This window comes from Burkholderia multivorans ATCC BAA-247, from assembly GCF_000959525.1.
Lineage (GTDB): Bacteria > Pseudomonadota > Gammaproteobacteria > Burkholderiales > Burkholderiaceae > Burkholderia > Burkholderia multivorans.
This window is the reverse complement of the sequence record NZ_CP009831.1, coordinates 1925218-1951344: the sequence shown is the minus strand read 5'-3', so window position 1 is coordinate 1951344 and position 26127 is coordinate 1925218. Positions and strand designations below refer to the sequence as shown.

At 67.1% G+C, this 26127-nt stretch carries 25 protein-coding genes; 13 read left to right on the top strand and 12 right to left on the bottom strand.

Annotated elements, in window-relative coordinates; translation table 11 throughout:
* Positions 1-296 precede the first annotated feature (296 nt).
* Entirely contained in the window at positions 297-1700 is a 1404-nt protein-coding gene (locus NP80_RS10730; protein WP_006406128.1) for an HdeD family acid-resistance protein, read from the top strand.
* 10 nt (positions 1701-1710) lie between these two features.
* Here NP80_RS10730 and NP80_RS10725 read toward each other — a convergent pair whose 3' ends face one another.
* From NP80_RS10725 to NP80_RS10705, 5 genes are all read right to left on the bottom strand, one after another.
* Positions 1711-2331: a cysteine hydrolase family protein gene (locus NP80_RS10725; protein ID WP_006410617.1), complete on the bottom strand. Its 621-nt coding sequence runs from the start codon at positions 2329-2331 to the stop codon at positions 1711-1713.
* A gap of 588 nt (positions 2332-2919) precedes the next feature.
* Complete coding sequence (locus tag NP80_RS31745; protein ID WP_006410615.1) at positions 2920-3462, bottom strand: putative quinol monooxygenase; 543 nt, start codon at positions 3460-3462, stop codon at positions 2920-2922.
* Entirely contained in the window at positions 3463-4488 is a 1026-nt protein-coding gene (locus tag NP80_RS10715) for an aldo/keto reductase (RefSeq protein ID WP_006406131.1), read from the bottom strand.
* A gap of 133 nt (positions 4489-4621) precedes the next feature.
* Positions 4622-4921 carry a hypothetical protein gene (locus NP80_RS10710; protein ID WP_006406132.1) on the bottom strand — a complete coding sequence of 100 codons (300 nt, stop codon included), beginning with the start codon at positions 4919-4921 and terminating at the stop codon, positions 4622-4624.
* Complete coding sequence (locus tag NP80_RS10705; RefSeq protein ID WP_006406133.1) at positions 4918-5478, bottom strand: flavodoxin family protein; 561 nt, start codon at positions 5476-5478, stop codon at positions 4918-4920. The genes NP80_RS10710 and NP80_RS10705 overlap by 4 nt, the downstream gene beginning before the upstream one ends.
* A 158-nt stretch (positions 5479-5636) precedes the next feature.
* Here NP80_RS10705 and NP80_RS10700 point away from each other — a divergent pair, with 158 nt between their 5' ends.
* Complete coding sequence (locus tag NP80_RS10700) at positions 5637-6593, top strand: LysR family transcriptional regulator (protein ID WP_006406134.1); 957 nt, start codon at positions 5637-5639, stop codon at positions 6591-6593.
* A gap of 267 nt (positions 6594-6860) precedes the next feature.
* Here NP80_RS10700 and NP80_RS10695 read toward each other — a convergent pair whose 3' ends face one another.
* Entirely contained in the window at positions 6861-7775 is a 915-nt protein-coding gene (locus NP80_RS10695; RefSeq protein WP_006410610.1) for a glutaminase, read from the bottom strand.
* 4 nt (positions 7776-7779) lie between these two features.
* A complete protein-coding gene (locus NP80_RS10690; protein WP_035489042.1) occupies positions 7780-8004 on the bottom strand; it encodes a hypothetical protein in 225 nt (74 codons plus the stop codon).
* Between NP80_RS10690 and NP80_RS10685 the strand changes: the two genes are divergently transcribed.
* Complete coding sequence (locus NP80_RS10685) at positions 8003-8710, top strand: response regulator (protein WP_006406136.1); 708 nt, start codon at positions 8003-8005, stop codon at positions 8708-8710. The two genes, NP80_RS10690 and NP80_RS10685, sit on opposite strands and share 2 nt — an antisense overlap.
* A 70-nt stretch (positions 8711-8780) precedes the next feature.
* Positions 8781-9911: an ATP-binding protein gene (locus tag NP80_RS10680; RefSeq protein ID WP_006406137.1), complete on the top strand. Its 1131-nt coding sequence runs from the start codon at positions 8781-8783 to the stop codon at positions 9909-9911.
* Between the two features lie 13 nt (positions 9912-9924).
* On the opposite strand, the gene NP80_RS10675 is transcribed toward NP80_RS10680, so the two are convergent.
* A complete protein-coding gene (locus NP80_RS10675) occupies positions 9925-12333 on the bottom strand; it encodes a patatin-like phospholipase family protein (RefSeq protein ID WP_045593436.1) in 2409 nt (802 codons plus the stop codon).
* Positions 12334-12589: 256 nt separating this feature from the next.
* Here NP80_RS10675 and mreB point away from each other — a divergent pair, with 256 nt between their 5' ends.
* The 3 genes from mreB to NP80_RS10660 all read left to right on the top strand — a co-directional run bounded on the left by mreB (position 12590) and on the right by NP80_RS10660 (position 16374).
* Positions 12590-13624: a rod shape-determining protein gene (gene mreB / locus NP80_RS10670; protein ID WP_006406139.1), complete on the top strand. Its 1035-nt coding sequence runs from the start codon at positions 12590-12592 to the stop codon at positions 13622-13624.
* A gap of 180 nt (positions 13625-13804) precedes the next feature.
* Positions 13805-16027 (top strand): amylo-alpha-1,6-glucosidase, encoded by a 2223-nt coding sequence (locus NP80_RS10665; RefSeq protein ID WP_006410608.1) that lies wholly within the window; start codon positions 13805-13807, stop codon positions 16025-16027.
* A 95-nt stretch (positions 16028-16122) separates the two neighbouring features.
* A complete protein-coding gene (locus tag NP80_RS10660; protein ID WP_006406141.1) occupies positions 16123-16374 on the top strand; it encodes a hypothetical protein in 252 nt (83 codons plus the stop codon).
* Between the two features lie 469 nt (positions 16375-16843).
* On the opposite strand, the gene penR is transcribed toward NP80_RS10660, so the two are convergent.
* Complete coding sequence (gene penR, locus NP80_RS10655) at positions 16844-17746, bottom strand: beta-lactamase transcriptional regulator PenR (protein WP_006410591.1); 903 nt, start codon at positions 17744-17746, stop codon at positions 16844-16846.
* Between the two features lie 127 nt (positions 17747-17873).
* Between penR and blaPEN-A the strand changes: the two genes are divergently transcribed.
* The gene (gene blaPEN-A, locus NP80_RS10650) at positions 17874-18782 is read left to right on the top strand and encodes a PEN-A family class A beta-lactamase (protein ID WP_006410605.1); all 909 of its coding nucleotides are present in this window, start codon (positions 17874-17876) and stop codon (positions 18780-18782) included.
* A 613-nt stretch (positions 18783-19395) separates the two neighbouring features.
* Here blaPEN-A and NP80_RS10645 read toward each other — a convergent pair.
* The gene (locus NP80_RS10645; RefSeq protein WP_006410593.1) at positions 19396-20766 is read right to left on the bottom strand and encodes an ATP-binding protein; all 1371 of its coding nucleotides are present in this window, start codon (positions 20764-20766) and stop codon (positions 19396-19398) included.
* A complete protein-coding gene (locus NP80_RS10640) occupies positions 20763-21425 on the bottom strand; it encodes a response regulator (RefSeq protein WP_006410590.1) in 663 nt (220 codons plus the stop codon). The genes NP80_RS10645 and NP80_RS10640 overlap by 4 nt, the downstream gene beginning before the upstream one ends.
* A 236-nt stretch (positions 21426-21661) precedes the next feature.
* Here NP80_RS10640 and NP80_RS10635 point away from each other — a divergent pair, with 236 nt between their 5' ends.
* From NP80_RS10635 to NP80_RS10615, 5 genes are all read left to right on the top strand, one after another.
* The gene (locus NP80_RS10635; RefSeq protein WP_006410600.1) at positions 21662-22015 is read left to right on the top strand and encodes a NirD/YgiW/YdeI family stress tolerance protein; all 354 of its coding nucleotides are present in this window, start codon (positions 21662-21664) and stop codon (positions 22013-22015) included.
* A 53-nt stretch (positions 22016-22068) separates the two neighbouring features.
* Positions 22069-22929 (top strand): MurR/RpiR family transcriptional regulator, encoded by an 861-nt coding sequence (locus NP80_RS10630; RefSeq protein WP_006410616.1) that lies wholly within the window; start codon positions 22069-22071, stop codon positions 22927-22929.
* 116 nt (positions 22930-23045) lie between these two features.
* Positions 23046-23906 carry an isocitrate lyase/PEP mutase family protein gene (locus tag NP80_RS10625; protein ID WP_035947288.1) on the top strand — a complete coding sequence of 287 codons (861 nt, stop codon included), beginning with the start codon at positions 23046-23048 and terminating at the stop codon, positions 23904-23906.
* A gap of 275 nt (positions 23907-24181) precedes the next feature.
* Entirely contained in the window at positions 24182-24448 is a 267-nt protein-coding gene (locus NP80_RS10620) for a YodC family protein (protein ID WP_006410602.1), read from the top strand.
* Between the two features lie 99 nt (positions 24449-24547).
* Positions 24548-25726 carry a cytochrome P450 gene (locus NP80_RS10615; RefSeq protein WP_006410589.1) on the top strand — a complete coding sequence of 393 codons (1179 nt, stop codon included), beginning with the start codon at positions 24548-24550 and terminating at the stop codon, positions 25724-25726.
* A gap of 12 nt (positions 25727-25738) precedes the next feature.
* Here NP80_RS10615 and NP80_RS10610 read toward each other — a convergent pair whose 3' ends face one another.
* Positions 25739-26065 carry a superinfection immunity protein gene (locus tag NP80_RS10610; RefSeq protein WP_006396528.1) on the bottom strand — a complete coding sequence of 109 codons (327 nt, stop codon included), beginning with the start codon at positions 26063-26065 and terminating at the stop codon, positions 25739-25741.
* Positions 26066-26127 lie beyond the last annotated feature (62 nt).

Genomic DNA, 26127 nt, shown 5'->3' with positions numbered 1-26127 from the left:
CACATGCACGCGGAGCCGTCATTCTCGGGCGATCGCATTCGAACCGTCGAATACGACCGCACCTTTGTGCGAAGCGCCGCACGTGGGCCGACCATTTCGGCACGCCTTTCAACCCGCCGCGTCATATCTTATTATTCGACGCGGTGCGATGCATGCCGAGAACGACACGCGCCGCTGCCGCGCGACAGGCCGCCACCGCTTGCGGCGCTGCGGCACGCGCAGCGCAGTGCGTGCTAGACACACAACACGAAACGCATGATGGCCGCGTTTCTCAAAAAAGGACATTCGAGGGCACGATGGTACGACTGGTCTTGCTACTGCTGGGCATTGAATATCTGCGTACGCGCTGGCGCGGACTGAGGGCGCTGGGCTGGCTATGGGTCGTCGCCGGCGTCGGCATCTTCGTCGACGCGCTCGATGGCGCATTGCACTTTCCGATCGAATTCTTCGCGTGGCTGTTCCTGATCGAAGGACTCGCGACGCTCGCCGTTGCGGGCAGCGGCGTCGGCGGACAGCGCATCCTGCGCTACGTGAAGGGCATTGCGGCCGTGACGGCCGCGACGCTCGTGTTCGCCGGGCATCACCATGGGCACTTCCTGCTGTCGATGATCTTCGGCACGCTGTTTCTCGTCGACGGGCTGCTGCAATGCACGGCCGCGTGGATGGTGCGCTACCGGCGCTGGCATGTCGCGTTCGCATGGGGGGCCGTCGAGATCCTGCTCGCTGTCTTCTTCTATCAGCCGTACCCGACGCACTACGTCGGTACCGTTCCGTACTGTCTCGGGCTGCTGCTGATGTTCGGCGGCATGCACCTGCTGAGCCTCGCCGCGCGCGTGCGGCGGCTGACGCGCAATCCGGCGTTCGCGACGTCGCCCGCGCCGTCGGTCGCCCCCGATCTCGACGACACGCGCGCGGTGCCGTCGTTCACGCAGACCGAATGGGACGGCCCGCCTGCCGACGACGAGCGCGCGCTGACCGTGCATGTGTGGACGCCGACCGGTTCGTCGAAGGCGGAGGCGCATCGCTATCCGGTGATCGACCGCTACATCGCGGCGGTCGACGTCAACGGCGTGATCTCGACCGGGCACGCCGCGCTCGAATCGCCGGAGGGCATCTACATCAGCCTGTATCCCGCAGTCGAAATCGACCGCTCGCCGGACGAGTTCACGCGCATCCTGCGCGCCACGCGCGAGAACGACGTGCCGGGGCTGTTCCAGCCCGACTATGCGACCGAGTCGAAAGCGTGGTGTCCGTCGACCGTGCGCGTGCGCATCCGCAACTACGATCCGGCAAAACTCGCGGCGTTCTGGTCGACGTATCGGCAGAACACGACGTACAACCTGACGCACCGGAACTGCTCGAGCAGCGTGTCGAACGCGCTCGAAGCGGCGCTCGACGGCGCGGTGTGGCGGCTGAAGGGCGCGCGCGCCGGCTGGGGCGCATTCGTGCGCTTGCTGCTGACGCCCGAGCTGTGGGTCGCCGCACAAATCCGCAAACGCGCGGTGACGATGGCGTGGACGCCGGGCCTCACGCTCGACTACGCGCGTGCGCTCAGCGTGCTCGCCGATCCGCGGCCGTTCGCGTGGTGGAAGGTCGCGCGCTCGGCCGTGACGGCGATCATCGCGCTGCGCCGCGGGTGGCGCGAGCAGGACAACGAGGCGCTCGCGGGTGGCGGGTCGCGTACGGCTTCGGTGAAGTGAGCAGCCGCGGCTATGCGAGCAGCGTCAATGCATCCCGCAACGACAGCACGTTCGTGCGCGATTCGAATGCGGTCGCGAACAGATGTTCGTGGACGACGGGGTCCGGGTCGTAGCAGCAGTCCTTGACCGTGTACAGCCGGAAGTCCGCGTCGCTCGCATACGCGACCGAGGACAGCACGACGCCGGTCGACGCAATGCCGACCATGATCAGCGTGTCGATGTTTCGCGCGACAAGTCGCGCTTCGAGATCGGTGCCGAAAAAGACGCTCGCGCGCTGCGCGCCGATCACCGGTTCGTCGTCGCGCGGCCCGAGTTCCGGCGACGTGCGGTCGCCGACGAACAACCCGAGTCGCTTGATGCCCTGACCGTTCTTGTTCAGCGGACTGACTTCCGGATAGCCGGGGCTGAAGTCCAGATTCGCGAAATAGACGCGGACGCCTTTCGCACGCGCGGCGTCGCAGAGCGCGCGCGTATTCGCGAGCAGCATGGGCGCGACGGACGGGAACAGCCCGAGGATGTCGGTCTGGTAATGCATGACGAGCAGCGCGGTGCGTGCGGGGGTGAGGGCGGCGGGCGTGCTGTCGTCGGAAGGAGCGGCGGATCGGGCGGCGGGTGCGCGGTGCAGGGTCATATGCGATGGTCCGGTCGTCGTTCAGGCGTGTCGGGAGATGGAGCGCTTCGAAAACTCGCGCAGTCGGCCGAGCGTGCGCGGCGGCGGACTACGGGAATATAAATCGTCCAGCGTCGCGTCGGGTACTCGACACGTGCCGATTCCCTCATCCTCGATCAGGGGGGGCGTTGCCGGCCGCCGTGGTGGGCTTTGCAGCGCGATTCGGTCTACGCACTCATTTTTCCGCGTGCTGTTAAAGAAACAGTCGGAAGCGACCGTAAACGCCGTGATGAGAAAGAATCCGATTGTCCGGGGACTCGTCTTCGCACTGACGGGCACCCGCCCACCGCATCAAAAAATCGACCGCCCCGGATACGTCGTCAACCATTCCAACGCCAACGTTCCTGCGCTACGAATATATCAACTCGCAATGTGATTCCATCGGTACCGACGGACGGGCGAGTGCCGTGCTGCCTTCGGCGACCGAGTTCGGCCAAAAGCGGTCGTGGACCAACAACAGCAACAAGACATCCGCTAGGCAGGTCGAGTTCCGACAACGGACACGCACGTTTTCATGGCGATCCATTCTTCCCATCTGGCCGGTGTTTGTTACGACCGACCCCTCAATTTCCTGAAGATGAGCGGCATTGCGTCAGCATCCAGTCCGTCCATGTCAACCAGTCGCAGGGACTTCACCATGTCCAGCGTCGAACGCTTGTACTTCTTGAAATGCGGCGACTGGATATGTGCGTCGTACGCATCGTGGCTCGCATAAATTTCCACAATCTTGATGTGCGTCGGGCTATCCTTTTGAGCCATCGGAAAAATGCACACTACCCCCGGCTCGACGCGCATCGACGCCTCAGCCTCCTCGTTCAAGATGCGCCGATATGCTTCGAGATGCTGATTGAATATCTCGATTTCGGAGATACGGACTAACATTTTTGGCTCCTGCGCATGGACGTTACCGTGTTGCCCCAACGGCAGTACCCAACACATCACAACGAGCGCGAAGAGGATAAGGCGTCGGCGCTCGATGAACGGGTCCTTCATATCTATTTTCGCATTCGATATTCGTCCAGCGGCGGTACGTTCAACGGCGGCGGCGAGTTCGCAAGCTACCGCCATCGAACGTACCGCCGCTCGCGACATTCAGTTCCGCGGCACTGAAATCGTCGGCGGATGTTCCGGAAGCGGTGGCACGATGCCATCCACCGGATGGGGGACATACGGCGCTTCGAGCGCGGCGATTTCGTCCTGCGTCAGCGAGAAGTCGAGCGCGGCGATGGCGGTTGCCAGATGCTCGGGCTTCGTTGCCCCGATGATCGGCGCGGTGATCGCCGGCTTCGTCAACAGCCACGCCAGTGCGACGTGCGCGCGCGGCACATGGTGCGCCTCGGCGATACGCGCGACGACGTCAACCACCTTCCGGTCCTGGATTTCAGCGTTCCGATACATTTGCAGCGCAAAGGCATCATTCTGCGTGCGGCGCGTGGTTTCGCTCCAGTCGCGCGTCAGCCTGCCGCGCGCCATCGGGCTCCACGGAATGACCCCGACGCCCTGGTCGGCGCAAAGAGGCAACATTTCGCGTTCCTCCTCCCGATAGAGCAGGTTGTACTGCGGTTGCATGGAGATGAAGCGTGTCCAGCCGTTGCGTTCCGCGACGTGCTGCATTTTCGCGAAGCGCCATGCCTCCATCGACGATGCGCCGATGTAGCGGGCTTTGCCTGACTTCACTATGTCGTGCAGCGCCTCCATCGTTTCCTCCACAGGCGTGCCGTGGTCGAAACGGTGGATCTGGTAGAGGTCGACGTAGTCCATGCCGAGGCGGGTCAGACTGTCGTCGATAGACTGAAGCAGCGCTTTCCGCGAGAGAAACCCGGTATTGGGTGAATTGCGCCATGGAAAGAACGCCTTGGTGGCGACAACGACCTCTTCGCGCCGGGCCATGTCGTTGAGCGCTCGGCCCGTGATCTCCTCGGAGCTTCCGCCCGAATAGATATTGGCAGTGTCGAAGAAGTTGATGCCCGCCTCGAGCGCTTGCCGAAAAAACGGGCGGGAGGCCGCTTCATCGAGGGACCAAGGCTGGGGCAGGCGGGCGGGCTCCCCGTAGCTCATGCATCCCAGGCAAAGACGAGATACTTTCAGGCCCGTTCGGCCCAGATTGACATATTCCATGTTCACCTTCGAAGATCTATGATCACATCACGTCGATAGGCAGCCTGCGGCAGGCCCGTGGTTGACGATCTGTCCGGTGTCACCGCTACACGACAACCACGGACCGACACCGCGATAGACGCTGCCGAAGCAGTCAAGCGTCGCGCGACGCGAAAAGGGACTCCCAGCCGACAAACGGGCCGAGCGGAATGATCTCCCAGTCGATCAGGCCGACCTTGGCCAGCGGAAACTCGGCGAGCGCCTGTCTCGCGGCATCGATCGAATCGCTTTCGGCAATGATGGCGACGCCCGGGCGGTCCTGACGGAACGAGATTTCCCGCACGAAGCCCGTTTTATACAGATGCCACGCATGGCGCACTTCTTCGAGAAGATGGGGCTGATAGGCGTCCGGGCTGGCCCCCGGCAGCGGGACGTCGAGACAAAGCAATTTCATCGTGCGGCTCCTGGCTTGAACTGGCTGGTCACGTGAGCGACGCGCTCGCCCAGATGCGCAGCGGTATCGATATCGCTCTCGATGGGGGTGATGTCCGGTGATGCATCGTCCGATTGCGCCATCGCGCCTAGCCATCCGCCGACACGATTCTTCTCCTGCGGCGACTTGCCCGGGAAGATATCGAGGCCGACCCAGATCATCCCGTGCTGGGCGGCAAACAGCGCCATCGTGACGAGGGAATTCAGCTTGTCGCCGTGCATGGCGCCCGAATTCGTGAAGCCTGCGGCAATCTTGTTCCGCCACGACTGCGGGATCCACGCGGGCCGCGTCGAGTCCTCCATCACCTTTTTGAGCCTCGCGCTGACGGTGCCGTTGTAGGTCGGCGAACCGAAGATGATCGCGTCGCTCGCGGCGAGTTTTTCCCAGGGCGTATCGCCATCTGCAACGGCGATCAACTGCGCTTCGGCACCCGGCACGCGACGAACGCCGTCTGCAACGGCTTGGGCCTGTTTCGCGGTGTGGCCATAGCCACTGTCATAGAGGATCGTGATGAGCATTGAAGACTCGCAAGCTTCGGAAGGAGGGGCGATGTCCACCATTGTCACCAGCGTTATTCATTACGAGAAGTTCTGGCAGGGTTGAACCACCCTCAACTGCAAGTTTAGAATCCGGCTGCGCGACGACAGATCGGCGCGATGTCGGTCATGGAGGAAATGTGGATTCTTCGCAGCGTGTTCGAGCCATCATTTCTCTCGTCCAGGCTGTGGATGCGGGAAGTTTTGCGGCAGCGGCCCGACAATTGGGCGTGACGTCGGCTGCCGTGAGCAAGAACGTGGCGGGCCTCGAAAAGGCATTGGGTGTGCGGCTGATGAACCGGACGACCCGCACACTCAAACTCACCGAGGAAGGCGAGGCTTTTTTGCGCCACGCGCGCATCGCACTTGAAACACTGGATGCCGCGATCGATACGGTTTCCGCCCGGCGGGCCGAGCCGGCCGGGCGCGTGCGGATTTCGACGAGTGCCGCCTTCGGGCATAACCACGTGCTTCCGGCGCTGCCCGCGCTGCTCGCTCGCTACCCGGCGCTGTCGGTCGAGGTCGATTTCGACGATCGGGTCATCGATATTGTCCGGGACGGCTACGACATTGCGGTGAGAGGCGGCAACATCCCGGATTCCGCGCTCGTGACTCGCCCCATTTGTCGCTTGAATACGGTACTGGTAGCGTCTCCCGACTATCTGGCGAACCATGGCGTGCCCGAAACGCCGGATGCATTGCACGCGCACCGGCTCATTGCACGGCGATTCCTGAGCGGCCAGGTCGCGCCATGGAACTTCACGGGCGACGACAAAAGCATCACGACGATCGACCCCTCCGGCAAGGCAATGCTGACACTATCCGCACCGGAATCGCTGGTGCAGGCGGCGTGCGATAGCGTTGGCATCGCGGAGGTCGGGGTGCATCTTGCGTGGGATCGGTTGCGTTCCGGTGCGCTGAAGGTCATTCTCCACAGGTTTCACCATCCCGGAAGCTATGAGATGGTGATGCAGTATCCACACCGGGCGCTTGTCGCGCCACGAGTGCAAGTCACCGTGAAACATCTGCTGGAAGCGCTAACGGCGGATAGCAAATTGCATGTGCCTACGGATGCCTTGGATATCTATAGCGTGTAGCAGCCAGCCATCGTTCAGTGTGACCTCGGCTTGCATTATTAAACGTGTGGTTCCGCGTGGAAACTGCGTGTGCAGCATCGCGACGACCGGAAGTATTCATCGAGCGACCGCTGAAGATCTACAAACCGACGGGGCACGTCCGATGCGGTGAAGGGCGGCTCTGGGCCGATTGCTGCCGATGGCAGAATTCCCCATTGAGCGCTCTGGCGCGCGCCGACAGGAATCTGCCGCCGTCGCGCCACACGAGGCGTGCTTGACTTCGATGCTTCAAAAGATCGACCGCCCCGAATACGTCGTCAACCACTCCAACGCCAACGTCCCCGCCAACGAATTGCCGTTCGCATCGAGCCCCGGCGCCCACACGCAGACCGCCATCTCGCCGGGCAGCACCGCGACGATCCCGCCGCCGACGCCGCTCTTCGCCGGCAGCCCGACGCGATAGACGAAATCGCCGGCCGCATCGTACGTGCCGCACGTGAGCATCAGCGCCGACAGCCGTTTCGCCGAACTCGGATCGACGATCCGCTCGCCGGTCGCAGGCGCCACACCGCCATTCGCCAGAAACAACGCGGCGCGCGCGAGCTCGACGCAGTTCATCGCGATCGCACATTGACGGCAGTACGCATCGACGACCGTTTCGGGCGGCATCTGCATGTTGCCGAAGCTCGCCATGAAATGCGCCATCGCACGATTGCGCTCCGCGTGCTGCAATTCCGACAGCGCGACGCGCGAATCGTAGTCGATGTCGTTCGCGCCGATCAGCCGCCGCACGAATTCGACGAGCGCCGTCTCCGCCTTCACGAAGCGGCGGCACAGCACGTCGGTGACCACCAGCGCGCCCGCGTTGATGAACGGATTGCGCGGCTTCCCGCGCTCGCTTTCGAGCTGCACGAGCGAGTTGAACGCGGTGCCGGACGGTTCGCGGCCGACGCGTTCCCACAGCGCGTCGCCGAGCAGCTGGAACGCGAGCGTGCACGCGAACAGCTTCGAGATGCTCTGGATCGAGAAGCGCTCCTGCGCGTCGCCGACCGTGCAGACGTTGCCGTCGAGCGTGACGACCGCCATCCCGAACTTGTCGGCGGGCACTTTCGCGAGTTCCGGAATGTAGTCGGCCACGCGGCCCTGGCCGATCCAGGGGGCGAGTTCGGTATGGATGCGTTCGAGAATCGGTTGGTAGTTCATCAGATCAGGCAAGGGCGGCGCGCCGCCCGGATTCCGGCGAGCCCGTATGGAACCGTTTCGGCGTCGATTCGTCAAGCAGGCCCGCGTCGCGCCGCCTGTCCCCGATTTTGCCGATCGCGTCACCGGCGGTCCGCAAGCGCAGTATCATGCGGTACGTTTCGGCCGCGGGCCGGCAGCGGGCGCCGTCCGCACCGCCGCGGTTTCCCCGTACGAATTCACCGTTAGCCATGTCTTTCCGCATCCTGCTCGTCGAAGACGACGTCCGCCTGTCCACGCTGATCGCCGGCTATCTGCGCAAGAACGACTATGAAGTCGACACTGTGCTGCACGGCGATGCCGCGGTGCCGGCGATCCTGTCCACGCGTCCGGATCTCGTCATTCTCGACGTGAACCTGCCCGGCAAGGACGGCTTCGAGATCTGCCGCGACGCGCGGCAGCACTACGACGGCGTCATCATCATGGTCACCGCGCGCGACGAGCCGTTCGACGAGCTGCTCGGCCTCGAGATCGGCGCCGACGATTACGTGCACAAGCCGGTCGAGCCGCGCATCCTGCTCGCGCGGATCAAGGCGCAATTGCGCCGCGCGCCCGCGCGCGTCGCGGAAGGCGCGCCGCAGCCGGAGCGCTACACGTTCGGCAAGTTCTCGATCGACCGCACCGACCGCAGCGTCGTGCTGCCCGACGGCAGCACGCCCGATCTGACCTCGGCGGAATTCGACCTGCTGTGGGTGCTCGTCTGCCATGCGGGCGAAGTGGTGAGCCGCGACGACCTGATGCTGCAGCTGCGCGGCGTCGAATTCGACGGGCTCGACCGGACGATCGACGGCCGCATCTCGAAGCTGCGTCGCAAGCTGCGCGACGACGCGAGCAACCCGCAGCGGATCAAGACGATCCGCAGCAAGGGCTACCAGTTCAGCAAGCACGCATGGGAATGAGCTTGCGCGCGCTCGTCAAACCGCATCGGCGCGCGGCCGTCGCGCGCGGTAGCGGCAGCGGGGCGCCGCGATGATCCGTACGCCTCGCTCGCACCCGAACGCGCCGCGGCTGTCGCCGCTGCGCTACGTCAAATGGCGCTGGCTGCATTTCCGCCGCGCGTGGACCGACACGCGCTCGGACCGCATCCCGAGCTGGTCGCGCCTCTACCTGCGGACCTATCTGCATCTGCTCGGCCTCGTGCTGCTGACCGCGCTCGTGCCGGCGCTCGCGTTGTGCATCGTGCTGTCGCCGGAAGTCGTGTGGCATTCGTTCGACGCGCTGCCGGGCGACATCTGGATCGTGCTCGCGTTCGTCTTCGTCGCGCCGGCGCTCGCCGCGTACCGATGGATGCGGCCGGTCTGGTCGGATCTCGTGATGGTGCGCGAGCGCGCGATCGACTTTACCGGCGGCCGTTTCAATACGCGCGCGCGCGAATCGCGCAGCGTGATCATCGGTCCGCTCGCACGCACGCTGAATGCGCTCGCGATGCGGATGGAGCGGCTGATCGCCGCGCAGCGCGATCTGACGAACGGCATCTCGCACGAACTGCGCACGCCGCTCGCGCGCGTGCGCTTCGCGCTCGAGATGCTGCGCGAGCCGGGCTCGGAAGCCGAATACCGGAGCGCACTCGACAGCATTGCGCAGGACGTGACCGAGCTCGACGAGCTGATCGACATGAGCCTCACGTATGCGCGCCTCGAATACAGTTCGCTGCAGTCGAATCTCGAGATGACGGCGCTGGTCGCGTGGTTCGAGCATCAGGTGAGCGATGCGCAGCTGCTGTATCCGGAGCGGACGATCGAATCGCGGATCGCGATCGCGTCCGATCTGCGCGTGAAGATGGACCGGCGGCTGATGTCGTACGCGATGCGCAATCTGCTGCGCAATGCGAGCAAGTACGCGGCGTCGCGGATCGTCGTCGGGATCGCGCTCCATCACGGCAATATCGTCGTGTTCGTCGAGGACGACGGCCCCGGCGTGCCGGAGCACGAACGCGAGCGGATCTTCGACGCGTTCGTGCGGCTCGACCGCCGTACGGGCGGCTACGGGCTCGGGCTCGCCATCTCGCGGCAGGTGCTGCACGCGCACAACGGGCGGATCGCCGTCGTCGATCCGCTCGAGCTCGGCGGCGCGCGGTTCGAGATCAGCTGGCCGATCTAGGCGCGCGCCGTCGTCAGTAGGTTCGGCCGAGCTGGAAGTACAGGTTGTGGCGGCCGCCCGGCGCAAGCGCGACACCGACGTAGAGCGGCCCGAACGACGTCGTCAGGCTCGTGAAGAACGAATAGCTCTGCTTCAGCGGCCCCGCACTGACCGGGCTGTCGAGCGACCACACGTTGCCGAGTTCCGCGCTCGCGCCGACGAACAGCGCCTTGACCGGCGACGCGTTGAACGTCATCAGCTGGTTCATGTACGTGACCTGCCCGTACACGAGCGCGTTGCCGTTCAGCTGATCGGCCGCATACGCGGCGAGATGCTGGAAGCCGCCGAGCGTGAAGTCGAGCAGGTTGACCGGGCTGACGCCGCCGAAGCTCTTGCCCGCTTCGATGCTCGCGTTCACGCTGTGCCGCCCGAACTGCTGCGCGACCATCGCCTTGCCGAACACTTCCGTGTACTGCTGCGCTTCGCTCGACACGAACGAGCGCTCGACGCGCAGTTCGCCGAAATAGCCTTTGCGCGGGAATTGCGGATCGTCGAGCTGATCGATCAGCAGCCGCGCCCGCGCGCTGAGCTGGCGGCCGTTCGTGCCGTCGAACAGGAACGCGGTCGGTTCGCCGTTCGGGCCGAAGTCCGCGGGCACGTTGTAGTCCGGCGACGCATGGCCGTGCGCGTACGCGAGGCCGATCCGGAAATCGCCGAGCCGGCGGATCGGTATCCCGAAGTCGATGCCCGCACGCTCGGTCTGCAGCCGATACTGCGTGAGCTTGATGTCGTCGAGATACACGTTTGCGAAGCGGCGCTGGTACTCGGCGTACGGCGCGACGTACAGGCCGGTGCTCGCGGACAGCGGCTGGCGCAGTTCGACGCGCGCCGACTGGCGATCGCTGCCGAGCGTCGTGTCGGCGCGGAATTCGAGGCCCGATTCGGTCAGCCACGGCCGCCGATAGCCGAGGTGCAGCCGGAATCCGCCCTCGTCGGTCGAGCTGCTCGACATCCCGAGCCCGAACAGCAGGAAGTTCGGCCCCCAGTACTTCTCCCGCGCATCGATCACGAGCCGGTTCTCGTCGCCTTCGCTGATCACCTGCTGCGTGACGCTTTCGAAGTTGCCGCTCGTCGTCAGCGCGAGCAGATCCTTGCTGACGGCCTGCGGATCGTAGAGATCGCCGGGCCGCACGTGCAGCGCATCGTTGACGACGCGTTTCGGCACGCCGCCGTTCGTGCGGATGTCGATGCTCGTGATCCGGATCGGCGGCGGCAGCGGCTGCGCGTGCGCGGTCTTGTACGCCGCGTACTGCTCGGGCGTCAGCGCGAATCGCTTCAGGCGCGGCAGCGCGGCGGTGGCGGCGGCCGCCCCGGCGGCGATCGCCTGGTTCGCGCTCTGGAAATCGGTGAATGCGATCGTGCCGAGATCGGGCGTGAGCAGCACGTCCTCCGCGTGCAGTTGCTTGCGCTGCGACGTCACGTTCTGCCGGATCAGGATACCGACCATCTGCTGCATCACGTCCGCAGGCGAGGCGAGCGCATCGAGCGGACGCAGCGGCGAGCCGATGTCGACGGCGATCACGACGTCCGCGCCCATGCGCCGCGCGGTGTCGACGGGCAGGTTGCTGACGAGCCCGCCGTCGACGAGCGCGCGCCCGTTGATCTCGGCCGGCGCGAACAGGCCCGGCATCGCCATGCTCGCGCGGATCGCGAGCGGCAGCGAACCGTGGTCGAGCACGACCATCTGGCCGGTCTGCAGGTCGGTCGCGACCGCACGATACGGGATCGGCAGCCGGTCGAACGGCTGGTTGGTCGGCACCGAGGCGGTCCAGTCCGCGAGCAGCGCCTGCAACCGGTTGCCCTGCACGAGGCCGGCCGGCGCCTTCACGCCTTTGGCGCCGAAGCCGAGCGTGAGCCCGTTGATGTAATAGCGTTCGTCCTCGCGCCGGCTTTGCGGCAGGTCCGCACGCTCGGTCACGTCGAACGCGATGTCCGCGAGATCGATCTGCGACAGCCGTTTCTGCATGTCCTCCGCCGGCATCCCGCTCGCATACAGCCCGCCGACGACCGCCCCCATGCTCGTGCCGGCGATGCAGTCGATCGGAATCCGGTTGTCCTCGAGCACCTTCAGGACCCCGAGATGGGCATAGCCGCGCGCGCCGCCGCCGGATAGCGCGAGGCCGATCGACGGGCGGCCGCTCGGGCCGCCGTCGGCGACGCAGACGTGCGACGCTGCGCCGTCGGTCGGCCCGGAAGCGGTGGAAGCGGTGGAAGTGGCCGAAGTGGCCGAAGTGGAAGCGGGCGCGGAACCGGAAACCGAAACGGTCGCGGCGGTGCCCGCGGCGGGCAGCGGCTGCGCGGCGGCCGTAGCGCACCAGAGTGCGACGAGCATCGTGCAGAGGTGGCGCACCCCCGGCCGGCGGAAAGAGGCGGTCGCTGTCATTGTCATTGTGAAATACCTGACGGGAACGGGCGTCGGAGGCCTGCCGGGAGCAGGCAAGACCGAGAGATTAACGTGTTTTGCGCGCCCGGCGCGAGGGGCGGCCGGGTGTCGCACGCGCTCGGCCGCGCGTTTCCGGTCATTTCGTCGCGAAAAAATCATCAGAATTGCCTAAAGTATCGGAACGAATTGCCGCTAATGCCGGGAAGCGGCCGCGTGCGGGCCGGCCGCGCGCTCCCTTCGTCTACAAAGGCTCGATATGTCGACACCGCTGTTCGGAAAGTTGTTTGCGCAACCCGTTGCGATCGATCCGGGAACGGCGAGCACGCGAATCTATACGCACGATCGCGGCGTCGTGCTGAATCAGCCGTCGGTCGTCTGCTTCCGCAAGGCGGGCGGCGCCGCGTCGCGCTCGACGCTCGCGGCGGTCGGCGAGCTCGCGAAGGCGCTGCTCGGCCGCGAACCGGCGCATATCGAGGCCGTGCGGCCGATGCAGCACGGCGTGATCGCCGATGCGCACGCGGCCGGGCAGATGATTCGCCGGTTCATCGACATGTCGGACACGCGCTCGCGGTTCGGCCGCCGCATCGAGGTGACGCTCTGCGTGCCGTCCGATGCGACGGCGGTCGAGCGCCGCGCGCTGCGCGAGGCGGCGTTCGCGGCCGGCGTGTCGGAAGTCGCGCTGATCGACGAGGCGCTCGCGGCGGCGCTCGGCGCGGGGCTGCCGGTCACCGAGCCGGTCGGCTCGATGGTCGTCGACATCGGCGGCGGCACGACCGAAGTCGCGGTGATCTCGCTCGGCGGGATCGTCTATCGGGAGGCGATCCGCGTCGGCGGCGACCAGTTCGACGAAGCAATCGTCAACCACGTGCGCAGTCTGCACGGCGTGCTGCTCGGCGAGCAGACGGCCGAACACGTGAAGAAGACCATCGGCTCCGCGACGCGCGCGGTGCCGCGCCGGACCGCGCCGGCGGTCGGCCGCGGCGTCGAGGACGGCCTGCCGCGCGCGATCGAGCTGTCGAACCACGACGTCGCGGACGCACTCGCGGCGCCGCTCAAGCAGGTGATCGGCACGGTGAAGTCGGTGCTCGAGAACGCGCCGGCCGAACTCGTGACGGACATCGCGCATCGCGGCATCGTGCTGACGGGCGGCGGCGCGCTGCTGGCCGATCTCGAGCGGTTGCTGCGCGACGAGACGGGGCTGGACGCGCGCATCGCCGAGGATCCCGCTACCTGCGCGGTGCGCGGCGCGGGCGAGGCGAGAGGGCGGCTCGCGGTGCGCGCGCTCGGCTGACGGCCGCACGCGCCGCGCGGCGCCGGCAGCGGCCGCCATCGAGTGTCTTTCAAGCGGCCAACGGCGCACGCCTGCGCGTCGCGATACGGCCACGCGCGCTGCGCGCATGCATCGATCTGACCTATCCTGTGCGAAACACGCGACGTGCGCCGCGCGTCGCGCTTCGACACAGGAGCATCGATGGCGAATCACGACGAAGCAACGACCACCCAGGCGCCGCAAGTCGCGCCTGTTCCCCCGGCGCAAGCGTCGGGCCCCGTGTTCATTGCGCCCGAAGCCGATGCACAGGCGCCGGCGCGCAACAACCAGTACGTCCTGAAATCGGGTGACGCGTTCGTGGTCAGCGACGCGCTCGGCGACATCGGCGGCCGCGACGACGGCCTGTTCGTCGACGACATGCGCGTGCTGTCGACATGGCGGCTGACGTTCGGCGGCCGTGCGCCGTCGCTGCTGTCCGGCGCGACGAGCGCGGACAACGCGTCGTTCACCGCGCACCTGACGAACCGCCCGCTGCCGCCGCTCGGCGGCCGCGAGACGCCCGAGGGCGTGATCCATATCGAGCGGATGCGCGTGCTCGAGGGCGACGTGCTCTACGAGGCGTTGACGCTGACCAACTACGGCGCGACCGAAGCCGAAGTGCCGCTGTCGCTGTCGTTCGCGGCCGATTTCAAGGACATGTTCGAGGTGCGCGGCACGCCGCGTCCGAAGCGCGGCACGATTGCGGAGCCGTGCGTCGCCGAAGGCGCGGTGCGGTTGCGCTACGACGGTCTCGACGGCGTCGAGCGCAACGTCACCGTGCACTTCTCGCCGGCACCGGACGCGCTGTCGGTCGACCGCGCCGACTACACGCTGACGATTGCCGCGCAGGCTTGCGTGTCGATCTATCTGACCGTCGCGGCCACGGTCGGCGAGCGGCCGGGAGAAGCGCCGGGCTGCGGCCGCGTCGCGCTGCGCACCGCGCTGGTCGGCGTGCATCGCGCGATGCGCGCGCGGCGCGAGACGATGGCGCGCGTGCGGACCGGCAACCCGCTGTTCGACGCCTGGCTCGACCGTTCGCTCGCCGATCTCGGGCTGCTGACGACGCAGCTCGACACGGGACCGTACCCGTATGCGGGCATTCCGTGGTTTTCGACGCCGTTCGGCCGCGACGCGATCATCACGTCGCTGCAGATGCTGTGGCTGCAGCCGTCGCTCGCGCGCGGCGTGCTGCGCTTTCTGGCCACGCATCAGGCGCACGAGACGTCCGCGTTCCGCGATGCGGAGCCGGGCAAGATCATGCACGAGTTCCGCCGCAGCGAGATGGCGGCAACCGGCGAAGTGCCGTTCGCGCTCTACTACGGCGGCGTCGATACCACGCCGCTGTTCATTGTCCTCGCCGGCGCATACGCCGAACGTACGGGCGACGACACGCTGATCGACGAGCTGTGGCCGGCGCTCGAGAGCGCCGCGCGCTGGGTGATCGACAAGTGCGACCGCAATCCGTACGGGCTGCTCGACTATCAGCGCACGTCGGAGCGCGGCCTCGCCAATCAGGGCTGGAAGGACAGCCACGATTCGGTGTTCCACGCGGACGGCCGTTTCCCGGACGGCCCGATCGCGCTCGTCGAGGTGCAGGCGTATGCGTGCGCGGCGCTCGACGCGATGGCCGCGTGCTCGCGGCGGCGCGGCCACTCGGCCGATGCGACGCGCTACGCATTGCGTGCGAAGACGCTGCGCGAGCAGGTCGAAGCGTTGTTCTGGATGCCGGAGTCGGGCTTCTACGGCATCGCGCTCGACGGGCACGGCGACCTGTGCCGCGTGCTCGCATCGAACGCCGGGCACCTGCTTGCGTTCGGCCTGCCCGAGCACGCGCGCGGCGCGGCGGTCGCCGGCGTGCTCGGCTCGACGCTGTTCCAGACGGGCTGGGGCGTGCGCACGCTCGCGGCCGGCCAGCCGCGCTTCAATCCGATGGCGTATCACAACGGGTCCGTGTGGCCGCACGACAATGCGCTAATCGCGCGCGGGCTCGCGCGCTATGGCGACAAGACGGCCGCGGTGAACCTGCTCGGTGCGCTGTTCGAAGCGGCCGTGAGCTTCGAGATGCGGCTGCCGGAACTGTTCTGCGGATTTCCGCGCCGGCGCGGCGAGCCGCCGACCGCGTATCCGGTCGCGTGCCTGCCGCAGGCGTGGGCGGCGGGTGCGCCGTTCATGATGCTGCAGGCGTGTCTCGGCGTCAGCATCGATGCGGCGCGCCTGGAAGTGCGCGTCGAACGCCCGGCGCTGCCCGAAGGTGTTTCGTGGCTGCGCATCGACGATCTGCGCGTGGGCGAGGAGACCGTGTCGCTGACGTTCCGCCGCGTCGACGGGCAGGTCGTCGCGGCTGCGTCGGAGCCGGGGCGCGTGAACGTCGTCGCCGTGCTGTAACGGCGCCCGCGCGGGCGTGGCGCGATGACGCGCCACGTTCGCGCAGCGCGGCATAGAATCGACACATGACCGTTGAACCCACGCGGAGGAACACGATGGCGACCGACAACCGGCCGGACGACGGCGAGCACAAGCTCGAAAATCTCGAGGCGGCAGTCGACCACCTGCACAGGTCGATCGAATCGCAGAGCATCGCGGTCGGTGCCGCGAAGGGCATTCTGTTCAGCCTGATCGAAACGCTCGGCGCGCTGATCGGCGACCCGGACCTGCCCGAGCATGCGCGCTCGGGCTACGAAGCGCTGCGCGACAAGGCGAACGAACTGCGCGGCGGCCTCGAGCGCCATTGAGCCGCGCGGCTCCGCTGCCCGTTTCCGCGAAAACATCGCAAAACGCCGTCCGCTCAATGCCTTACGTGCGCGATGCGCAGGATATCCACAAGCTTGCCAACACAAACTGTGGAGAACCGGCATCGCGCGGCGCGCCCGCGCCGCGCATCGCACGCGAACCGCCACCCGCTGCCGCCGCGTTGACGCGCCGCGGCATCGCCGCAAATTCCCCCTTTGTATCAAGACGTTACAGCCCGCATCGACGGGATATCCACAGGCTTGCCAACAAAATCTGTGGACAAGCGCCGGCCGATTATGTCGCTTCAGCGTGGAATCCGGCGCGTCGCAACATCGCGCTCGGCCGTTGCCCCGCGCGCTGCCCGATGGCCGAGTCGGCGCCGTAAATCGTGCGCGATCAAGGGCTTAGCGCCCGGATACCCAGGATATCCACATCCTTGCCAACAAAATCTGTGGACAAGCGACGCGTCGCTCAGTCGGCATCCGCAGCTGCCGAGGCGGCCGCGGATGCCTCGGCCGTAATCCAGTCGCGAAACAGCGTCATCGCGGGCGTCAGCGATTTCGACTTCAGCGACGTGAGCCAGTAGCCGCCCGCGTGCACGTCGATGTCGAGCGGCCGCGCGAGCAGGCCGAGCTGCAGTTCGCGTTCGAACATGCAGGCCGGCGCGAGCGCAATGCCCACGCCCTGCATCGCCGCTTCGACCATCAGCCGCGACGAATCGAACACCGGTCCGTTGACGGTCCACGGTTCGAGCCGCGCGGCGTCGAACCAGCCGAGCCATTCGTCCGTGCGATACGAACGCAGCAGCGTTTCGTGCGCGAGATCGGCCGGCTGCGTGAGGCGGCGCGCGATGTCGGGTGCGCACAGCGCGGTGAGCGGTGCGTCGAACAGCCGCTCGTTGCGCGTGGCCGGCCAGTTGCCCTGGCCGAAGCGGATCGCGAAGTCGAGCCCTTCGGCGGCGAGGTCGACGACGTTGTTGTGCGTGCGCAGCCGCAGCTCCACGAACGGATGCGTATCGCGGAAGCGCTTCAGTCTCGGCATTAGCCAACCTAGGGCAAACGTGCCGACGACGCCGAGCGTCAGCACCTGCCGCAGCCGCCCGCCGTCGAACTGCTGGAGCACCGTCTCGATGCGGCTGAACGCATCGCTGAGCACGGGCAGCAGCGCGCGGCCTTCGTCCGTCAGATCGAGCCCGCGCGGCAAACGCGTGAACAGTGCGCAGCCGAGCCGTTCTTCGAGCGCGCGTACCTGCTGGCTGACCGCCGCCTGCGTGACGCTCAGCTCGAGGCCCGCGCGCGTGAAGTTGAGATGGCGCGCCGACGATTCGAACGCGCGCAGGGCATTGAGCGGAAGGTGAGGGCGGAGCTTGGCCATAAGGTTTTCTTTGGGCAGCGCTCAATTATCGTTGCTTGTCGGGTAACCGTAAAGTGACGATAGTGCTGTCTCGCCGGCCGGCATTTCCCATTCGTTTCGCGTTCCCTTTCATCACGAGACCTTCGCCATGACTCATTCATCTCAACGTCGAATCCTGTTGCTGGCTGCCGCGGCGGCGCCGCTCGCGTTGTCCGTCGGCGCATGCGCGGCGCGCGATGCGCCGACGGACAACGCAGCGTCGCCTGGCGGCGCGGCACCGGCATCGTTCGCCGCGCTCGAACGCGCGGCCGGCGGCCGGCTCGGCGTCTGCGCGATCGATACCGCGACCGGGCGGCGCGCGTTGCATCGCGCGGACGAGCGCTTCCCTTTCTGCAGCACCTTCAAGGCGATGCTCGGCGCGGCGGTGCTCGCGCAAAGCGTCGCGCATCCCGGCCTGCTGCAGCAGCGCGTGACGTACGGCCGGTCCGATCTCGTCAGCTACTCGCCGGTGACCGAGCGACACGTCGACACCGGCATGACGGTCGCCGAGCTCTGCGCGGCGACGATCCAGTACAGCGACAACACGGCCGCGAACGAGCTGATGAAGCTGATCGGCGGCCCGGCGGCGGTCACGGCCTATGCGCGCTCGATCGGCGACGACACCTTCCGGCTCGATCGCTGGGAGACCGAGCTGAATACCGCGCTGCCGGGCGATCTTCGCGACACGACGACGCCCGCGGCGATGGCCGCGAGCCTGCGCGTGCTCGTGCTCGGCGATGCGTTGCCGGCCGCGCAGCGCGCGCAGCTGATCGAATGGCTGCGCGGCAACAAGGTCGGCGACAAGCGTATCCGCGCGGGCGTGCCGACCGGCTGGCGCGTCGGCGACAAGACGGGCACCGGCGACTACGGGACGACGAACGATGTCGGCGTGCTGTGGCCGCCGTCGCGCGCGCCGATCGTGCTTGCCGTCTACTACACGCAGACGCGTGCCGATGCGAAGGCGAAGGACGACGTGATCGCGACCGCGACGCGGATCGCGATCGCGACGCTCGGCTGAGCGGCCGCCCGTGAATGAAGCATGCGCGCGCGGTGCCGCAGTCGTGATCTGCGCATCGAAACGTTGTGCAATCAACGACTTGGCGCGCGTATGCTCAGCCTATCCACATCCTTGCCAACAAAAAATGTGGAAAAGCGCATGACGATGCATCGCGCGCACCGGCCAAGCGATGCGTTGCCGCGTTCGCGGCGATTCGAATAAGGCGTTTCGGATCAAGCGCTTGAGCGCGGTATGCGCAGGCTATCCACACGCTTGCCAACAAAATCTGTGGACAAGCGCGCGGCGCGCGGCGGCGACGGTCGCCGCCGGGCGGCGTCACGTACGACCCGCGTGACGCATTTTCAGCGACGCGAACAAAGCGTTTCCGATCAAATGCTTGCGCGTCGTATGCGCAGCCTATCCACAAGCTTGCCAACAAAATCTGTGGGTAACCGCGCGACGTGCTGGGCCGCGTTGCGGCATCGCGATGCGCGATGCGGCGCGTCGATGCGGATCCTGGCGTGCGCGCGTGCGTCGTCTGCATCACGCGTGCCAATGTCCGTCGGATCAACGGCTTAGCGACGCGATGCGCAGGATATCCACAAGCTTGCCAACAAAATCTGTGGACAAGCCGTCACGCCGGCTCGGGAAAACGTACCGATACCGTGAGCCCGCGTCCGCCGTGCGTCGTGCCGAGCGCGACCGTCGCGCGATGCTGCTCCGCGATCCGCTTCACGATCGACAGGCCGAGCCCGCTGCCCGACGACGTCGCGGCCTGCGCGCCTTCGCCGCGATAGAAGCGCTTCCATACGTGCGCGCGTTCGGCTTCCGGGATGCCGGGGCCGTCGTCGGCGACTTCGAGCACGGGCGTCGTGCCGTCGTTGCGCGCGCACACGTCGACGCGTGCGCCGTCGCCCGCATAGCGGATCGCGTTGTCGACGAGGTTGTTCAGCAGCACGCGCAGTGTGTCGGTATGGCCTGCGACGATCACGGGCGACGACACGATCGCGCCGAGATTGATGCGGTGCGCATCGGCGACGCGCGCGCGATCGGCGACCACCGACCGGCACAGCGCCGCGAGATCGACCGGTGCGAAGGCGGCCGCCTGCGCGTCGGGTTCGAGGCGCGCGAGCGTCAGCAACTGCTCGGCGAGATGGCCGAGACGCGTCGTCCCCGCATGGATCTGCGCGAGGATCCGCTCGCGCTCCTCGGCCGTGGCCGCACGCCGCAGCAGCTGCGACTGGATCGACAGGCCCATGATCGGCGTGCGCAGCTCGTGCGCGGCATCGGCGATGAAGTGCCGCTGCAGCGTGAACGAGCGGTCGAGCCGCGCGAGCAGGTCGTTGATCGCTTCGGCAAGCGGGCGAACCTCGTTCGGCATCGCCGCCACGTCGACGGGTTCGAGGTTGCCGGCATTTCGGCGCCGGAGGCCGGCCGCGATCGTGCGCAGCGGCCGCAGTCCGGCGCCGATGCCGAACCACAGCCCGATCGCGAGTACCGGCAGCATCGAGAACACCGGCCACAGCAGATGCACGGCAATGCCGGCGATCGCCTCCCAGCGCGCGTGGCGAGCCTGCGCGAGCCGAATGGTCGTGCCGCCGCGCTGCGTCACGTACGTGCGCCACGGCTGGCCGTCGACGTCGACGCTCGCGGTCCCCGCATGCGCGGGCGGCGGCAATGCGACCTCGCGATCGGTCGTATAGACGAGCGTGCCGTTGCGCCAGACCTGCAGCAGCACGGCGTCGGGGTCGTCGGCCTTGAACGCGTGCTTGTCGTCGGCGCGGTCGCGGAACGACAGTTCGCCGTTCGGCCCGACGACGATCTGTTTCGAGATGCTGCGCATCTGGTCGTCGAGCAGATCGTCGAGCTCGCGCAGCGCGCCCCAGTACGTGCCGGCGCTCGCCGCGAGCCCGATCACGCATGCCGCCGGCAGCAGCCACACCAGCAGGCGGCGCCGCAGCGACACGCCGCGCCAGCGCGCGATCGCGCGTTGCAGGCGCGTCATGTGCCGTCACCGATCCGATAGCCGACGCCGCGCACCGTGCGGATCATGTCGTGGCCGAGTTTCTTGCGCAGGTTGTGGATGTGCACCTGCACGGCGTTGCTCTCGATTTCCTCGCCCCAGCTGTACAGCCGTTCCTCGAACTGCTCGCGTGAAATCACGGCGCCGGGCTCGCGCATCAGCTCGTGCAGCAGCACGAATTCCTTCGGCGACAGCGGCACCTCGTCGTCGTGCAGCCACACCTGATGCTTGACCGGATCGAGGCGCAGCGCGCCGATCGCGAGCGTCGTCTGCGCGCGGCCGGCATGGCGCCGGTTCACCGCGCGGATGCGCGCGAGCAGCTCCTCCAGCTCGAACGGTTTGACCAGATAGTCGTCGGCACCGCTGTCGAGCCCGGCGATGCGGTCCCGCACGCCATCGCGTGCGGTGATGATGATCGTGGGCAGCGTCTCGTCGCGGCGGCGCAGCGACGCGAGCACCGCGAGGCCGTCGCGGTTCGGCAGCCCGAGATCGAGCAGCAGCAGGCCGTAGCCGGTGGAGCGCAGGGCAAGCGACGCGGCGTCGCCGTCCTTTACCCAGTCGACCGCGAAGCCTTCCTGTTTCAGCCCCTGTTCGAGCCCGCTGCCGATCAGCGGATCGTCCTCGACGAGCAGTACGCGCATGTTCGATGTAGGTCCTGGAGGGCGCCGTGCGCCCGGACCTCCATGATAAGCGCGCGCATCTTAGGTGCAGCTTAATGCGCGCGGTCCTACTGCGCGCCAGTCGTTTAGGACCTGTCCTATGCGGCGCCTTGTCGCTTCGGCAGCGCATTCAGGTTTGCTTAATCTTACGGTCCGTAATCTTGGCGGGCCGCGTTCGTGTCGAGCGCGGCGTTACATCGAAGAAGAGGAAAGCAATCATGAAACATCTGGCCGCAATTCTGACCGTCGCGCTCGCTGCGCTGCCCGCCGTCGGTCATGCGCAATATACGGGGCCGTCCGCGCTCGCGCCGACGACGGTGAAGCAGCTGCTCGCGAACGGCCGCGACGATCAGCACGTGCAGCTGCAGGGGCGCATCGTCAAGCACCTCGGCGGCGAGGACTACGAGTTCGCCGATGCGACCGGTTCGATCGTCGTCGAGATCGACGACAAGCTCTGGATCGGCAACCCGCCCGTCGGCGACAAGAGCGAGGTCAAAGTCATCGGCGAATTCGAGCGCAAGTGGTCGGGCCGCGTGAAGGTCGATGCGGATCGCGTCGAAGTGCTGCGCTGATCGCCGCGCGGGGCCGGTGATACCATGAGCGACCGGTTCCCGCTTTCATCACGATGGCCGACAATTTCGACGAACTGGCGTCCCGAATCCGGGCGCAATTTTCCGAGCTGAGCCCGCAATTCCAGGCGGGCGCGGCGTTTCTGCTCGATCATCCCGAAGAAGTGGCCATGTCCTCGATGCGCAAGGTCGCGCAGCGTGCGCAGGTGCAGCCTGCGTCGCTCGTGCGGCTCGCGCAGCAGTTCGGCTTTCCCGGCTGGAACGAGCTGCGCGATCTGTGCGTCGCGCGCGTGCGCACGCGGCCCGAGCCGCTCACGCAGCGCGCGCGCTCGCTCGTACGGCCCGATGCACAGGCGTCGCTCGCGCACGATCTGCTCGCCGCGCAGCAGCAGAATCTCGTCGCCACCGCCGCGCACAACGAGCACGCGCTCGCCGATGCCGCGAAGCTGATCCGCAAGGCATCGCACGTCCATGTCGCCGGGTTCCGTTCGTGCTATCCGGTCGCGTTCGGGTTCGTGTACGGCTATCGGCTGTTCCGCCCGTCGGTGTCGCTGCTCAACGGTGTCGCCGGGTCGCTCGAAATGGAGTTGCGCGCGATCGGCAAGCACAGTGCGACCGTCATCGTCAGCTTCGCGCCGTATTCGGCCGAAGCGACGCGCGTCGCGCAGGCCGCGAAGGCGCAGGGCAGCCGCGTCGTCGCGATCACCGACAGCGCGGTATCCCCGATCGCGCTGCATGCCGACGCGCAACTGATCTTCACGCACGACAGCCCGTCGTTCTTTCCGTCGCTCGTCGCCGCGCATGCGGTGGCCGAGGCGCTCGTCGCGCAACTGCTCGCGCTCGAGGGCGGCGGTGCCATCGCCGAACTCGAGCGCGCCGAAGCCGAACTGCACGCGAAGGGCGCTTACGTCGTTTGACTTCGGCGGCGGCCGCTGCGCACGCCGTGCTTGTTTCCGCGACGCTTCAGCGCACAGCGAAACGTCGTCGCATCGTGCGCGCGTATGCTGACGTCTCCGATTCCGAGGAGACGACGATGCCGCATGCTGCTCACCAGACCCGTCACGCCGAAACGTTCCGTGCGCTGCACGCGCGCGCCGGCGCATTCGTCATTCCGAATCCGTGGGACGCCGGCACCGCGCGGCTGCTCGCGATGGCCGGCTTCCCCGCGCTCGCGACGACGAGCGCCGGCTATGCGTATTCGCGCGGATTGCCCGACAACGCGATCGGCCGCGACGCGATGCTCGAGCACATTGCCGTGATCGCCGCCGCCGGCGGGCTGCCGGTCAGCGCCGACCTCGAAAACGGTTTTGGCGACGCGCCCGAGATCGTCGCCGAGACGATCCGGCTCGCGGCGGAAGCGGGTGCCGTCGGCGGATCGATCGAGGACGCGACCGGCCGTGCCGACGCGCCGATCTATCCGCGCGACGCGGCGGTCGAACGGATCGCGGCCGCCGCCGCGGCGGCACGCGCGCTGCCGTTTCCGTTTACGCTGACCGCCCGCTGCGAAAACTATCTGAACGGCAGGCGCGATCTCGCGGACACGATCGCGCGCCTCGTCGCGTATCGCGACGCGGGCGCCGACGTGCTCTATGCGCCGGGCTTGACCGATCCGGCCGACATCGAGGCCGTGACGCGGGCCGTGCAGGTGCCCGTCAACGTCGTGATGGGATTGCAGGGCGCGGCGCTGAGCGTCGATGCGCTGGCGGCGCTCGGCGTGAAGCGCATCAGCGTCGGCAGCGCGCTCGCGCGTGCCGCACTCGGTGCGTTCGTGCGCGCGATCGGCGAGATCACGCATGCCGGCACGTTCGAATTCGCCGCCCACGCGGTACCGTCGCGCGATCTCGATCGCTGGTTTGCGGCGTCCGGCAATCCGCCGGTCGAATTCGAACCTTAATCGGCCCGAAAAATCGTTTTCAGCAAAAACTTCATTGCCGATAATCGGCACACATCGCGCGATATTGAAACGATGCGAATCGGCGCGGCAGCGCGTTTTCCCGTGCTGTCGCGCGCTGCTCCATGCGTGCCGGCCGCCGGTGCGCTCGACGGGCGTGTCCGGTTTGAAACACGGGAGTTGCCGGTTATTTTCCGGATTGGTAATCTGCGCGACAGAGAAATAACCGGTCGGCAAGCGGCCGGAAAATCAATATATAAAAAAGTCCTGAGAGAGCCATGACGATCCGAGAAAATCACCGCAGCCGATTTCGTATCGGCGACGTCGTCACGCTGAAAACCGGCGGTCCGCGCATGACAGTCACGTATGCGGGGCCGGTCGTGTTCGACGACGCCGACTGGCTGATCTGCCAGTGGTTCGACGAAGCCGGGCATTTCCGGCAGGAAATGTTCCATCACCAAACCGTCGTGGCCGAGCCGCGCGCCATCTCGGCCGGCCGCGCGCGCATGCGGATGCACGCGAGCCGCTGCCGGTCGGCGGCGTAGCCGGTTCGCCTGCGGACCGCAGCGCGTGCGCGCCGCCGTACGGCGACATTTCAGACGAGCCCGAAACAAGCGGCGGCCGAGCGGCCCGATACTGCGGACATGAACCCGACCGATCCGATTGCCGCGGTCATGCACCGCGATCCCTATCCGTATTACGCCGCGCTCCTCGACGGGCCGCCGCTCGCGTACGACGCGTCGCTCGGCCTGTGGGTCGCGACGCGCGCGGCGAGCGTCAGGGCCGTGCTCGGCCATCCGGCGTGCCGCGTGCGTCCGCTCGATCTGCCGGTGCCGCCCGCGCTGCGCGGTACGTCCGCCGGCGCGCTGTTCGGCGAACTCGTGCGCATGAACGACGGCGCGCTGCGGCATCAGGTGCCGAAGCAGGCGCTGCACGCGGCGCTTGCGCAGATCGACGTGCAGGCATCGCGCGGGCGCACGGCGACGCTTGCCGCCGCGCAGTTGCCCGCGCTCGACGATCCCGGTGCGCTGAATGCATGGTGTATCGCCACGCCCGTTCGGGCGGTGGCCGACCTGCTCGGTTTCGACGAATCGCAGCTTGACGACATCGCCGCATCGGTCGTCGATTTCGTCGCCGCGCTGTCGCCGCTGTCCGACGCCGCATCGCTTGCGCGCGCGAGCGACGCCGCGCGACAGTTGCTCGACCGGATGACGGTGCGCGTCGCGCAGTCGCATGCTCGGGACGGCACGCTGGTGTCTGCGGTCAAGGACGCGGCCGCGGAAGCGGGGTGGCACGCGAGCGGTGCGCTCGTCGCGAACCTCGTCGGGCTGCTGTCACAGACCTGCGAAGCGACGGCCGCATGGCTGGCGAACGCGATCGTCGCGTGGCATCGCCAGTCTGCGGAATCGGTGTCGCCAGCCGACGTGCCGGACGATGCGACGCTCGACGCGTTCGTCGCGGAAGTCGCGCGTTTCGAGACACCGGTGCAGAACACGCGACGCTTCGTCGCCGCGCGCACGACGCTCGAAGGCGTGACGCTCGACGCGGGCGCGGCGATTCTCGTCGTGCTCGCCGCGGCGAACCGCGATCCGGCCGTGCATCGCGATCCGCATCGCTTTGTGCCGGCGCGCACGCCGGGCCCGGACTTCGGCTTCGGCACGGGGCCGCATCAATGTCCGGGCGCGCGGATCGCGCGGGCTGTGACGGTGGGAGCGTTCGGGGCGCTGTTGCGCGCGGGCGGCTGGCCGCCGCGCGAAGCGCTGAAGTGGAGCTACCGCGCGTCGGCCAATATCAGGATGCCGAAGTTCGACGCGGCGCGATGACGGGAAGCCGGTTCAGCGGCACCCCTGTTTTTCCGCCCATCGTTCCTGTGCGGCGACGCGGCGCTGCACGCGTTCGACGAGGCCCGTCGAAAACGTGCGCATGCTGATGCCGCGGCGTTTCGCGAGGATCGTCTGCGCGACGTCGACCTGCGGATTCGGCTGGCAGGCCCAGTACAGCGTGATCAGCCAGCCGATGCCGGTCCAGCCGAACAGCGCGTTGAACACGGCGACGATCAGCTTGTCGTGCCGGCCGCGTCGATCGGCGACGATCGCGGGCAGGAAATAGAGCGCGATCGCGACCACCGACCCGGCGACTTGAATCAGGACTTCGTTCTGCATGGTGCTGCTCCGTCCGAACTGCAATGAGGCCGATTGTCGCGCTTTTTCCGTTCACGTGCCGG